We start from the raw sequence: 13667 nt of genomic DNA on the forward strand, positions 1-13667 counted from the left end.
TGATATGTTTACGATAGATGCCCATCTTGATTTAAGTATGAATGCGCTGGAATGGAACCGTGATTTAACACGTCCGCTGGCTGAAATAAATGCACGCGAACAGGGACTTACTGATAAACCCGACAGGGCTAAGGCAACCGTATCTTTGCCTGAACTTCGCAAAGGTAATATTGGTCTGGTAGTAGCCACCCAGATTGCCAGATTTGTGGCGCCAGATAACCCATTACCCGGCTGGCATTCTCCCGGGCAGGCATGGGCACAAACCCAAGGCCAGCTGGCGTGGTATAAGGCCATGGAAGATGCCGGTGAAATGCGCCAGGTGAACGATCTGTTGAGTTTAGAAAAACATCTTGCTTTATGGAAGGATGACTCGCCAACCGAAAAAAAACCTATTGGCTATATTTTAAGTCTGGAAGGCGCCGATTCCATTATCTCTGTCGATTATCTTCAAGGGGCTTATGATAAAGGATTGCGGGCTGTTGGTCCCGCCCATTACGGTCCGGGCAGATATGCACAGGGCACAGATGCTACCGGCAAACTACGTCCCGGCGCTTACGAGCTCCTTGCCGAAATGGAAAGGCTCAATATTATTCTTGATGCCACGCATTTATGCGATGATAGTTTTTGGGATGCGCTCGATCATTTTAATGGTCACGTTTGGGCCTCACACAACAATTGCAGGGCATTGGTGGAGCATAACCGTCAGTTTAGCGATGATCAGATAAAAGCATTAATTACACGAGGTGCAGTAATTGGTGGTGCTTTAGATGCCTGGATGATGGTTCCGGGGTGGCAAAGGGGAATATCTACCCCAAAAGAAATGAACTGTAACCTGGAAGTGATGATTGATCATATCGATCACATCTGCCAGCTTGCAGGCAATGCCAACCATGTGGGTATCGGTTCTGATTTAGATGGTGCATTTGGTAGAGAGCAGTGCCCGTACGATCTGGAAAGCATTGTCGATCTGGATAAAATCCCGGCCTTGTTTGCCAAACGGGGTTACAGTAAGGATGATGTCGAAAATTTAATGCATGGCAACTGGATCAGGTTTCTGCGTAAGGCCTGGAAAGCATAAATCAACATGAAGAAAATAACAGTTTGTACCGTTTTATTTTTATGGGTTTTCAGCGGAAGCATTTCCGCCCAAAAGAAAAATAAAGACGCAGTTTATCAAAATCCAAAGTCCTCAACTGAAAAACGCATTGCCGATCTCCTTTCAAGGATGACGGTGGAAGAAAAAGTGGGGCAGATTTCTACTCCGCTTGGCTGGCCGATGTATGAAAAAACAGGAAACAAGGTCGGGGTAAGTGAGGCTTTCAAAAAGACACTTCAAGAAGAATTTACCGGGATGCTCTGGGCTACATTAAGGGCCGATCCCTGGACCAAAAAAACGTTATCAAACGGTTTAAACCCCGAATTGGCCGCTAAAGCGACGAATGCCATCCAGAAATATGCAATGAAGCAGACCAGGCTGGGCATCCCTATATTATTGGCTGAAGAATGCCCACATGGACACATGGCCATTGGTGCCACGGTTTTTCCAACTTCCCTGGGCCAGGCGAGTACCTGGAACCCGGTGCTGATTGAAAAGATGGGGGCTGCAATTGGGGAAGAAACGCGTTTACAGGGCGGACATATCGGATATGGCCCGGTGCTTGATTTGGCGAGAGAACCCAGGTGGTCGAGGGTGGAAGAAACTTATGGCGAAGATCCCTGGCTGATCAGTAAAATGGGAGTGGCCATGGTGAAGGGTTTTCAGGGTACAGATTTAAAAAGCGGATATCACGTGGTATCTACATTAAAACACTTTGCCGCCTATGGTGCTCCGGAAGGTGGGCATAATGGTGGAAGCATTGCGGTAGGTTTAAGAGGCCTCAACCAGTTTTATCTTCCACCCATTAAAGCTGCAGTAGATGCCGGTGCACTTTCGGTGATGACGGCTTACAATTCGATTGACGGAATTCCCTGTACTGCCAACCCTTATCTCCTGAAAGAACTGCTGATTAAAGAATGGAAATTTAAGGGTTTCAGCATTTCAGACTTAGGAAGCATTTCAGGACTTTATAATAATCATCATGTGGCTGCTGATGCCGAAGGCGCTGCGGCATTGGCCATTAATGCAGGCCTTGATGCCGATTTAAGTGGCTATGGTTACGGGAAATCACTTATAAAAGCGGTTAAAAGTGGTCAGGTGAAAAAAGCAGTTTTAGATACTGCAGTAAGCCGCGTACTGCGGATTAAATTTAACATGGGCCTGTTCGAAAAGCCTTATGTAGATCCTTCAAAAGCTTTAGCCCTGGTTAGGAACGCTGAAAAGATAAATTTATCGGCGCAGGTTGCAAGAGAATCGATCATCCTGCTTAAAAATAAGGGTGCTCTTTTGCCCTTAAATAAAAATATAAAGAAACTGGCAGTTATTGGCCCGAATGCAGATAATATTTACAACCAGCTAGGTGATTATACTGCTCCACAGGATCAGGGAAACGTGATTACCGTATTACAGGGAATTAAGAACAAGCTGGGAAATGCTGTACAGGTCACTTATGCCAAAGGCTGTGATATACGTGATACCAGCTCAAATGATATCGAAGCTGCGGTAGCTTTAGTCCGTGAGGCTGATGCTGCAGTTGTGGTGCTGGGAGGCTCAAGTGCCAGGGATTTTAAAACCGAATATCAGGATTCGGGTGCGGCAAATGTAAAACAATCGGAAGGAAAACTCTCTGATATGGAAAGTGGTGAAGGTTTTGACCGCTCTACACTCGATATGCTTGGCGATCAAACAAAGCTTTTAAGTGAATTAAAGAAAACTGGAAAGCCTATCGTCCTGGTCTTGATTATGGGGCGGCCATTGAACTTAAATTATGCTGCCGAAAATATAGATGCCATTTTAAATGCCTGGTATCCGGGACAGGGTGGGGGAACTGCTATTGCAGATGTTTTATTTGGCGATTATAATCCTGCAGGGAGGCTGCCCATATCTTTTCCAAAATCAGTGGGGCAGCTGCCGGTTTATTACAATGCAATGAGCCCCCAGCGAAGACCGTACCTGGAAGGTGATGCTAAACCGCTATATATAGTTTCGGTTTCGGCCTGAGTTATACCCGTTTTAAATACTCAAATTTAATTGTGAATAAAAGTAAATCATCAACCGGTGGACTTACAGTTGAGTTTGATTTAAAGAATATTGGCCCGGTCACCGGAGATGAAGTCGCACAATTATACCTCAACCGTCAAAATGCAAGCGTGGTAATGCCCGTTCAGGAATTGAAAGGGTTTAAAAGAATATCGCTGAAAGCAGGGGAAAGCCAGCATCTGGTTTTTGAGGTAAAAGCTGAGGATCTCAAAATTTACAATGCTGAAATGCAATGGGTAAATGAAGACCTGGATCTCAATGTTATGGTTGGCCCCTCATCAGATAACATCGCGCTATCAGCACGGTTAAAGTAACCTAACGGTATTTGCTAATAATAAGGTGCTTAGTTGAAGCGTAGCTTTTAGTAATAAATTAATTTTTTGTGCTTCGATATAAATTTTGTCTCAAAAATAATTGCAAGTTCACGTAATCCTTGCCTGGCCATTTTGGACGAACAAATAATATAATAACAGACCAATATCCGTGGTTGTTTAGTGATGGGTCCGGGACACTCAATGTCATTAAGTTAAGCACTGGTAGTCAGTCTGAGCGTAGTCGAAGACTTCTTGAGATTGATAAATCGCAAATAAATGCCCTTTACTTCGACTGCGCTCAGCACAAGCTCGCTACCATTGACGGATTCCTATAGCAAGGTCGTCATTGCGAGGAGGAACGACGAAGCAATCTATCCTGCTAGTGATCCTGCTATAAAGATTGTTTTCCCGAAAATCGGGACAGGCTATCGGCTGAAAAAGCCTTCTCGCAATGACGATAATCTGAGGAGATTTATCTCCTTAAAATCTCATGTCATTTATATTGATTTTTATACAAAAAATTATCCCTCAGGGTGACATCCTTTTGCAATTTATCCCTTAACTTAATGAATTGGCCGGGAGACTAATCACGGGAAAAAATATTTGGCAAAATTTGTCTTACTGTGCTCAACTCAGAAAATAATGTGAGGCTCATTGGTTTGGAGGGTAATGAAATCTCGGAAACCAATTCCACCAGATTTGAAGCTTAAGGGTTGATTATGCCAAATATTTAATAACAGGGAATTAAAGACTATTGTTTGAAGATGTATCGGCCGTTGGTGTTTTTAAATAAGTCTTAATATGCTGATCATCAGCGTTGTTATCGACTAAGTCGTAAATGTTTTTTCTAGACAAGATATAAGTTAATGTTATACTCGCTGTCCAAACCGTTACAAGAATTGGTGACCCTAATATCCAATAATTACTTAAAAGTCCTTTTTGTAGCAAAGAATTTAGAATAATTAAAATTACCCAGGTATCGATCTGACCGGGGATTAATAAAAACACTAAAAACCATACAATTGCACTATCATTTTCAATTACTGTATAACATTTATAAAGTGGGTAGATGATAATAGCAAGTATTATAATTGTACCCAGTAGCCAAGACAAGTTATTATTATGTAACACCAGGTTTAACCCCCAAACTTCGTCGCCGCCACCTGTCACAGCCCCAAAAATTCTGGTAAAAGGCATATTTGCAAAAACTAATGAAAACCCCAATGCTTTTTGGGTGTCTTTAGCTTTATTCATTAGATACGTTCCAATCCAAATCATCAGATAAGTGAAAATGGGTCCAGCAAAGGTAGATATTACGGAATAGGGTTTTTGCTCTGCGCAATTTCCGCATAAAGACCAAACATTAAAATCTCTGGTTCCCCAACATCCACAAATTAGCCTGCCTATAGCGGTGTGTACTATTTCATGAGCTTCGTGCATCACAAAAGTTAATGCTAAAAATGTTAGTGCAAACGTTAGCGTCAGTTTTAATTTCATGTAAGATTTTTTTTAAACTTTAATAAGCCAACAGTCCTGCCAATTGCCAAACATATTTCTTTGCAATCAGTTCGTGTTGCGCTGTTCATTTGTGTTTTCTTTATTGTTAGCGAAGCTGGCACTGTGCCAACATGCATTACCATTTGTCTAAGCTGTGCAGATCCTCGAGTACCTGTATTTGCGGAAATTCTTCGCTTAAGGAAGCTTGGTCACAAGGCTTAAAAGTAGTATGCGAGCCATTCTTTTCATATATAAAGAGTCCCTTTCTGCTTCATAGAACAGATATAATTCGTTTATCATTCGTTGATTCTATAAACCCGGGCAGGTATGTATCGATATTAAGGCCATTATCCGTCGCTATGTCCCTGACGTCTGTCCAGTCGTTTCTTAAAAGCTCAGTCAATTCTTTAATTTCTTGCTTGTATAAGCCTAATGAGATTATCGATATATTGTTAATTAGCATTGTTTAAGCAAATATAATATATATCACTATTTAGTGATATAAAATCTACTATTTTTTGATCATGCATTTTTAACCCGGAAAAAGATATGGACCATAAATTATTACAGGTTCCATTCGGAACAAAGAAAAAGCAAACAGAGATTTCTATTGCTATTGACAAGATATTGAATACAAAGGGCTTCTCTTGGCTAAAAGTAAATGATATTGCTGCGACGGTAGAGATGGACAAAAATTACCAGCGTAATAAACGTCTCCTTTTTGACTACAATAATAGTAGATTCGACTTCAACTGTTGATTTGGTTCTTCAGACATTTGAAGAATTAAATCACTGAAATATGAAAATTATAATAACAGGCTCATTAGGAAACATCAGTAAGCCACTAACCAAAGAATTAGTTCAAAAAGGACATGACGTCACCGTTATCAGTAGCAATGCATCAAAACAGGATGAGATCGAAAATTTAGGAGCAACAGCAGCCATCGGTTCCTTAGAAGATCCGGATTTTCTAACCACTACCTTGAAGGGCGCTGATGCCGTTTATACAATGGTTCCCCCGGGCAATTACTTTGATCCGAATTTAGATTTGTTAGCTTATTACATCAGATTAGGAAAAAATTATGCAGCGGCTATTAAAACTTCGGGTGTGAAACGGGTTGTCAATTTAAGTACAATTGGTGGTCATATGAAAGAGGGAAACGGTATTTTGGCCGGTGCGCACAACGTCGAGTTGATCTTAAACGAACTTCCGGCAGACGTGGCAATTACGCATATGCGGCCAAATTCTTTCTATTACAATTTATTTGGTTTTGTAGATATGACCAGATCGCAAGGAATTATTGCTGCCAATTATGGTGGGGAAAGCATTATCCCGTTTGTTTCTCCAATTGATATCGCTGCGGCAGTCGCTGAAGAATTAACTACGCCCTTTAAAGGAAGAAAAACCCGGCCAGTGGCAAGCGAGGACCTTTCTGGTCATGAAACTGCAAGTATTTTAGGTGAGGCCATTGGCAAACCCGATTTGAAATGGGTGGTCATTTCTGATGAAGAAACCTTGAACGGATTAGTTTCCATCGGAATGAACCCGAAAATTGCAGCTGGTTTAGTGGAAATGTATGGTGCGCTTCATAGTGGACGGTTAGCAGAGGACTATTATCAAAACAAACCTGCGGTAATGGGTAAAGTGAAGATGAGAGATTTTGCAAAAGAATTTGCAGCTGCGTACAAACAATGATTAAATTAGCATATGGCAAACACCAGGTTTCACAAGTTTAAAACCATAAGTGAATTTCACAAGTTCAGAGGCTTGCCCAAGCCAGAACATCCGCTAATTAGTGTAATTAATTTGGCTGATGTTAAAAATGTTCCGGAAGGTGAAAACAGTATATTGCTTGATTTTTATTCCATTGCCCTGAAACGAAACTTTGGCGCGAAAATAAGATATGGGCAGCAGGAGTATGATTTTGATGAAGGTATTATGTTTTTTATCTCGCCGGGTCAGGTCTTTCGTATTGAAGTAGAAAAAGATACCCCTTTAAACCAGTCGGGATGGATGCTGCTCATCCATCCTGACTTTTTATGGAACACAAGTTTGTCCAAGACAATAAAAAAATGCGAGTTTTTTGATTATTCTGTGCACGAAGCACTTTTTCTTTCCGATAAGGAAGAAAATACAATCTCGGCCATTATGCATAACATACAACATGAATATCATTCCAATATTGATAAGTTTAGTCAAAATGTTATACTGGCCCAACTGGAGTTATTATTGACCTATTCCGATAGGTTTTACAATCGTCAGTTTTTAACCAGGAGAATATCCAATAACACAGTACTCAAAAAATTGGAAGACATCCTTACCGAATATTTTGAAAATGAGACCATGGTCAAAAATGGATTACCAACTGTCCAGTACGTTGCCGAAACTTTAAATATGTCTCCAAATTACCTGACCGGATTACTTAAGGTGTTAACTGGTCAGAGTACCCAACAGCATATCCATAACAAATTGATTGAACGGGCAAAAGAAAAATTGTCTGTTACCGGTTTGTCGGTAAGTGAAATCGCCTACGAGCTCGGGTTTGAGCATCCGCAGTCTTTTAGCAAGCTGTTTAAATCCAAAACTAAGCTTTCGCCATTGGAATTTAGGGAATCATTTAATTAGCTATAAGGTTTCGAAATCAAACCTTAGCTTAAATGGTTGTTATTATAAAATACTATGTCCAGTTTCAAAAATCTATTTTTTACACTCATGGCCATTTTAGGTCTCTTATACAGTTGCGATACGCAAAAACAGGGGCGGCCTCAGGCGATTGGATACGGGCTGTTAACTGTCAATACCCAATTTCCCATCCCCTTATATAGAAGCGAAGCGGATGAGTTGCCCTTCGATACATTGAAATTTGAGACCAACAAATCTGGCAAGATATTATTTCTCTCGGGTGTCAAGTTAAAACCTTATATCATGAGCGAGGGGGATTCAGATAAAGAGGGGGAAGAACATACAAAAATGGGATTGGTACGGTTTGGGCCAGAGTTGAAATTTTGTGTAGTGGATACTGGTAAATCTTATTTTCGGGTAATAAGCAATCAGGTTAGTAGGGAAGAATTTGTCATCAGAAAGGAACCTGGGGCGGTATATTATGCTGAGGAAAGAATGCTGTCTGACAATAACTGCAGCAATTGCCCGGGTTCGAAATATAATCCACGCTGGTATGTATTTGAAACCTGGGAACGTTATTTAAAAAGAGCAGAGTTTATTACTAAAGATAGCCTGGTCATCTATGATCTTCCTGGCGGCAGGGCGATATTTGAAAATAAGGAACGGACTTTTCTTCCTTTTGCAGTGACGAAGGTTAAGGGGGATTGGATTAAAGTGAAAAAGGGATTTGGCAGGGAGTCTAATTTCAGTGCGGGCGAAAACTATGATGGATGGATCAAATGGCGTGAGGGAACGGATATCCTAATTGATATCATAGAAAGGACGTATGAGTAAACTTAGATGACAGGTAAATGGAACGGACTCAATTCGATACTGGTGGATACCTACAAAAACTCCCTTAGCGTCTCACCCTGTCGATTTAGAATTAATGCGGTGAAAGTAATGGGATTAATATGCCTGATTAATAGAGCGTTATTTAAAATAAAAAACGAGACAAACAACGGAAGAACTGAATTATCTCATGAGGTGCTCCCGATGAGACCTTTAACGGATTTTTTTATCGAAGATTTAAAGAGAATTGCAGATTTGAAGATTCCTAGGAATGAGTCAAAGAAATGATATCAAATTTTAGAGTTCGATGTATTTACAATTGTTTACTGAGAGGGTTCGAGCCCCATCATCGACCCGTAGGCCTTTTAAGATATCTTAAAGGGCTTTTTTGTTTTTAAGCCATTTTAAAATCGTTGAATAATGGCTGTGGAAGCCGATTTTTGGTTCGAGCCCCTTATCCGCACCCTGACGGTGCAAAAGTTTTCTGTTTTATTTTTTTTCTTTTATAACGTATTGTTGTTTGGTTATTTGCATAATAAATATGTGCTTTTTTTTTCGATGTTTAATTAGGTTACGAGCCAGGCAACTAGATAATCCAGAATAAAACCAAGAAGCTATATTTCGTATTACAAGCTTATTGGTTTTACATCGTGAAAAATTTTCTGACGGTGGTTTATCCCCCAGTCTTTCATTGCATAGATAATTGGCGTCAAGGTATCTGCATAAGGTTCAAGATGGTAAGAAATTTTCACTGGATAATCTTCAACTATCTCTCTTTTAATCAATTTGTGCTGCTCAAGGTCTTTGAGTTCTTTAGCCAATACCTTCGGTGTCAGTCCAGGAATACTTTCCTGAATGTCCGTAAATCGGCTATTACCAACACCTATTGAAATAATGATTGGTAATTTCCATTTGCCATTAATAACTTCTAGTGTGTCCCTAACAGGTTTCACAGTATTCAAACACTCGCAGTAAACTTTCTTTTTTGCCATAAACAACACTTTAAAACTACTTTCCTTTGGGAAAGTACTATACAAAGGAAAGCAATTTTAACTAATTTTGCAAAACAATCTGTTCGGAATTATGGAAGTAGTTAAAAAAATGCTCATTGGGTTACACCTCGGTAATGGATATGGTTCCCAATCTGGAGCCTGGCGTTTTCCTGGGGTTGACCCCGAAAGTTACACCAGTTTTGATACTCGTGTAAAACAGGCTCAAGCTGCGGAACGTGGTAAATTTCAATTTATATTTCTCCCTGATGGTCCCGGTGCTATTATGGCGGATATTGATACCGAATCGCCACCTTTTAATTTGGACGTGATGATGACTTTGGCGGCTGTTGCTAGAGAAACCGAGCGTATTGGTTTGGTAGCGACGGGTTCTACCACTTTTAATGAACCTTTCAATCTGGCAAGACAGTTTAAGGCATTGGATGTGATGAGCCACGGTCGTGCCGGTTGGAATGCGATTACTTCCAGTGGAGAAGATGTTGCAGCAAATTACGGACGAAAAATTCCGTCAAGCGAAGATCGTTATGGCCGGGCCCATGAGGTTATCCAATTAATCCAGTCTCTTTGGGGCAGTTGGGGAAAAGATGCCTGGATTCATAATCAACAAACCGGACAGTTTACAAACAAAGATCAAATCCTTCCGATTAATTTACAAGGCAAATATGTAGGTTCAAGAGGGCCGCTTTATATTCCACCATCGGAGCAAGGTCAGCCTATTATTTTTCACGCAGGCGGGAGTCCGAATGCACACGAATTGGCAGGACGTTTTGCCAATGTGGTTATTGGTGCAGCTTTTACCATTGAAGATGCACGTGCCCAACGAAATGCTTTTAGGGCAGCAGCCAAAAGTTTCGGACGTGACCCTGATGAAATCAAATATATTCCCGGATTGATGACCACCATTGCTAAAGACAGACGTACCGCACTCGACCGTCGAATTCAATTAACAGAACGTCAATTTCCACAAAGAATCAGCTATTTGCAGCAAATGTTGGGTATTCCCCTTGATGCTGCTCAGTTAAACGAGCCAATTTCAAAATCCTTGTTAGAAAATGCCCGTCCGTCCCGCTACGACCCTCGTTCTGCAAACGCATTAAAAATCGCAAAAGAAGGTTGGAGCCTTCGTGATATTCTTGCCCACGGCGTGATCGATTATCATCCCGTAATTGTAGGTACGGGAATTGAAGCGGCAAATCATATGCAAGAATGGTTTGAAGCAGGTGCTGCCGATGGATTTTGGATTTCGCCGGATGTTAATTTCGATGGAATTGATGCTTTTGTGGACGAAGTAGTTCCTGTTTTACAGGAGCGCGGACTTTTCCATCAGGATTATGAAGGCAAAACTTTACGTAATAATCTTGATGTACCGGATCAGTACGGAATTGATCCTCGTGTTTAAATCTAATCTAAACGAATAAATTCACATACAATGAAAATAGGAATAATAGGTACCGGCGCAATAGGCGGTACAATCGCAAAGAAAATGGCTGAAGCCGGTCACAGTGTAAAAATTAATAATTCAGATGACGCAGATAAATTAAATGCACGTGCTGAGGAATTAGGTGTAACGGCTGCAAATAAGAAAGATGTGGTGAAAGATGTAGATGTCATCATTTTATCTTTGCCGACCATCGCAATCCCAACTTTACCCAAAGATTTGTTCGCAGACGTTCCGGAGAATGTAATTGTGGTTGATACCTCCAATTACTATCCTTTCCGTGATGCCGATATTGAAGAGATCAAAAATGGAAAGGTGGAAAGTATCTGGGTGTCTGAGCAGCTGGGAAGACCTGTGATCAAAGCTTTCAATAATTTATTGGCAGAAACACTGGCAAGTGGCGGAAAAGAACCAGGTGCTGAAGACAGAACAGCAATGGCTGTGGCCGGAGATGACGCCGAAGCAAAAAAGGTGATTGCCGGATTAGTTAATGATGCGGGTTATGATGCAGTTGATTCAGGGAGTCTTTCAGAATCCTGGAGGCACCAGCCGGGAACGCCAGCCTACTGTACAGAATTAAATGCAGAAGAATTAAAACAGGCATTGGCTGATGGCGTTAAAGAAGAGGCACCTGTTTTAAGAGATAAAGCTATTGCAGATCTTTCTGCGTTACCATCCTATCCATCCCATCCCGATGTTGTTAAATTCAATAGGGCATTGTTTGAAAAAAATCCTGGGACAAAATAAAATATAGAATTATCAGAGGAGCGGCATTTCGTTAAAATGTTTCATTATTGCCTACTTCTGTATCACTATAATGCTTATTAACTCCATAATTTTGCTTATATCAAATAGCTAAAAAATAAAATAATGGCAAAGACAATTTTTATAACAGGAGCATCCCGTGGGTTCGGAAGGATCTGGACAGAAGCATTTCTAAAACGTGGTGATAATGTAGTGGCAACAGTTCGTAACCTTGATGCATTAACAGCATTAACTAAAGAATTTCCATCAAACTTATTGGTGCTAAAACTTGATGTTACGGATAAAAAAGCAAGTTTTGAAGCAACCGAAGCTGCAAAAAAACACTTTGGAACAATCGATGTACTAATAAATAATGCAGGCTTTGGGCACGTTGGAGCTGTGGAAGAGCTGGACGAGAAAGATGTAAGGGCACAATTTGAAACCAATGTATTGGGTTCATTATGGACTATTCAAGCGGTTTTACCAATTATGCGTGAGCAAAAGTCGGGGCAGATCATTCAGCTTTCCAGTGCATTGGGAATTAATACAGTTCCATTAATGGGAATATACAGTGCTGCTAAATTTGCTGTTGAAGGCCTTACAGAAACATTGGCTAGCGAAGTGAGTGGTTTTGGTATTAAAGTAACAATAGTTGAACCGGGTGGATACACCACAGATTTCTTTGGAAGCAATTCCCTTGCAGTAAGTTCATCCGTTTCTGCTTACGATGCGATAAGAAAATATTTTTATGAGCATGCGGGAGATCAAGATTCTGGTAACCCTGTAGCTACAGCTGTTGCTATTTTAAGTTTGGTAGATGCTGATAATCCACCACTGCGATTAACTTTGGGTAAAATTGCTTTCCCTTGGATAAAACACACTTACGAAGAGCGTCTTAAAACATGGGAATCATGGCAGGATGTATCTGTGGCAGCACATGGTTAATACAAGTTTAATCAGCAGCGCCTGGATTTGCGGGTTCTGCTGTTATAATTGATAAACAATGGATCACTTTAATAAATTAAGCGAGCTGCATGAAGCGCTTGGTGTTAAGCCACCAGAGCACCCGCTCTTTAGCGTGGCATATGGCGAACGGGACAGCTGTGACGGTAATAGCGTAATCGAATTTTCTTCGGCATTTTACATCATGGGTTTTAAGAAGCTGAGATCGGGCAGTATGCAATATGGAAAGACAAAATATGACCATGACCGTGGTTCGATGTCTTTTGTTAAGCCCCATCAAAAGGTAGTATTCAAAAATGTGGAACTCGAGGAGAAGGGATTTCTGATTCTTATTCATGAAGACTTTCTGCCGGGAACAGTGCTTTACAGCGAAATAAAAAAATACGGTTATTTCGATTACGAGGTCAATGAGGCATTACACCTTTCGCCTTCCGAGGAGGACATCATATGGAATTTGTATTTCAGCATTGAAAAAGAATACAACAATAACACTGATGAACTGAGCAAGGCCATCATCGTTAGCCATCTTGACTCCATGCTTAAATATGCACAGCGCTTTTACAAAAGGCAGTTCATCAATCGCACACAATTATCTGGCTCAACAATTACAAAGTTCAATGCGCTGCTGGCCATTAACTTTGAAGAAAGAAAAATTAATGAAATTGGATTACCCACAGTAGCGCTAATGGCTGAAAAGCTAAATATATCTTCCCGCTATCTTACTGATCTGCTAAAGGAAGAAACGGGAAAAACGGCACTGGAGCTTATTCATCTTTTCCTGATTGGTGAGGCAAAAAACCTATTGGCGGAAGGGGAGTTGAATGTATCTGAGATTTCACATCTGCTTGGCTTTGAAAACACAACTTATTTTTCCCGACTTTTTAAAAAAGAAGTAGGCACTTCTCCCAATAAATTCAAGGAACACTTCTTAAATTAATAGAAACCGTGAATAACATAATACACCATTACCGTAATTAAACTTAAGACTAAGCATTAACAAAATGAAGCGCACAGCAAAGCCCATCGGTCCGGCACTATAAAAGAAGGTAAAGGGGCTGCTGACTACCCAAAGTGGAATTCTAAACAAGACTAATTTCAGTTCTAAGACTCA

At 40.7% G+C, this 13667-nt stretch carries 12 protein-coding genes; 10 read left to right on the plus strand and 2 right to left on the minus strand.

Translation table 11 applies throughout. From position 1 onward, the window contains the following. The first annotated feature begins 4 nt into the window (after positions 1-4). Genes QF042_RS09610 through QF042_RS09620 form a run of 3 tightly spaced genes read left to right on the plus strand, consistent with a single transcriptional unit; the run spans position 5 to position 3450 of the window. Positions 5-1078 carry a dipeptidase gene (locus tag QF042_RS09610; protein WP_307527673.1) on the plus strand — a complete coding sequence of 358 codons (1074 nt, stop codon included), beginning with the start codon at positions 5-7 and terminating at the stop codon, positions 1076-1078. A gap of 6 nt (positions 1079-1084) precedes the next feature. Beyond that, on the plus strand, positions 1085-3097 hold the full coding sequence (locus QF042_RS09615) for a glycoside hydrolase family 3 N-terminal domain-containing protein (protein WP_307527676.1): 2013 nt from the start codon (positions 1085-1087) through the stop codon (positions 3095-3097). Between the two features lie 32 nt (positions 3098-3129). Then, on the plus strand, positions 3130-3450 hold the full coding sequence (locus QF042_RS09620) for a fibronectin type III-like domain-contianing protein (RefSeq protein ID WP_307527678.1): 321 nt from the start codon (positions 3130-3132) through the stop codon (positions 3448-3450). A gap of 744 nt (positions 3451-4194) precedes the next feature. Here the strand turns inward: QF042_RS09620 and QF042_RS09625 are convergent. Continuing rightward, positions 4195-4947, minus strand: coding sequence for a hypothetical protein (locus tag QF042_RS09625; RefSeq protein ID WP_307527680.1), 753 nt, complete (start codon positions 4945-4947; stop codon positions 4195-4197). Positions 4948-5746: 799 nt separating this feature from the next. Between QF042_RS09625 and QF042_RS09630 the strand changes: the two genes are divergently transcribed. From QF042_RS09630 to QF042_RS09640, 3 genes are all read left to right on the plus strand, one after another. Beyond that, the gene (locus tag QF042_RS09630) at positions 5747-6643 is read left to right on the plus strand and encodes an NAD(P)H-binding protein (protein ID WP_307527682.1); all 897 of its coding nucleotides are present in this window, start codon (positions 5747-5749) and stop codon (positions 6641-6643) included. Between the two features lie 12 nt (positions 6644-6655). Continuing rightward, positions 6656-7573, plus strand: coding sequence for an AraC family transcriptional regulator (locus tag QF042_RS09635; protein ID WP_307527684.1), 918 nt, complete (start codon positions 6656-6658; stop codon positions 7571-7573). An 87-nt stretch (positions 7574-7660) separates the two neighbouring features. Next, positions 7661-8404, plus strand: a complete 744-nt coding sequence (locus tag QF042_RS09640) for a hypothetical protein (RefSeq protein WP_307527686.1) — start codon at positions 7661-7663, stop codon at positions 8402-8404. A gap of 623 nt (positions 8405-9027) precedes the next feature. On the opposite strand, the gene QF042_RS09645 is transcribed toward QF042_RS09640, so the two are convergent. Beyond that, a complete protein-coding gene (locus QF042_RS09645; protein ID WP_307527687.1) occupies positions 9028-9393 on the minus strand; it encodes a helix-turn-helix domain-containing protein in 366 nt (121 codons plus the stop codon). A 91-nt stretch (positions 9394-9484) separates the two neighbouring features. On the opposite strand from QF042_RS09645, the gene QF042_RS09650 reads away from it, so the two are divergent. The 4 genes from QF042_RS09650 to QF042_RS09665 all read left to right on the plus strand — a co-directional run bounded on the left by QF042_RS09650 (position 9485) and on the right by QF042_RS09665 (position 13493). Next, positions 9485-10810, plus strand: coding sequence for an NtaA/DmoA family FMN-dependent monooxygenase (locus QF042_RS09650; RefSeq protein WP_307527688.1), 1326 nt, complete (start codon positions 9485-9487; stop codon positions 10808-10810). Between the two features lie 15 nt (positions 10811-10825). After that, the gene (locus tag QF042_RS09655) at positions 10826-11596 is read left to right on the plus strand and encodes an NADPH-dependent F420 reductase (protein WP_373459099.1); all 771 of its coding nucleotides are present in this window, start codon (positions 10826-10828) and stop codon (positions 11594-11596) included. Positions 11597-11719: 123 nt separating this feature from the next. Next, positions 11720-12538 (plus strand): SDR family NAD(P)-dependent oxidoreductase, encoded by an 819-nt coding sequence (locus QF042_RS09660; protein WP_307527696.1) that lies wholly within the window; start codon positions 11720-11722, stop codon positions 12536-12538. A gap of 58 nt (positions 12539-12596) precedes the next feature. Then, positions 12597-13493, plus strand: a complete 897-nt coding sequence (locus tag QF042_RS09665; RefSeq protein WP_307527698.1) for an AraC family transcriptional regulator — start codon at positions 12597-12599, stop codon at positions 13491-13493. The last annotated feature ends 174 nt before the right edge of the window (positions 13494-13667 follow it).

The organism is Pedobacter sp. W3I1, from assembly GCF_030816015.1.
In the GTDB taxonomy this organism is placed as follows: domain Bacteria; phylum Bacteroidota; class Bacteroidia; order Sphingobacteriales; family Sphingobacteriaceae; genus Pedobacter.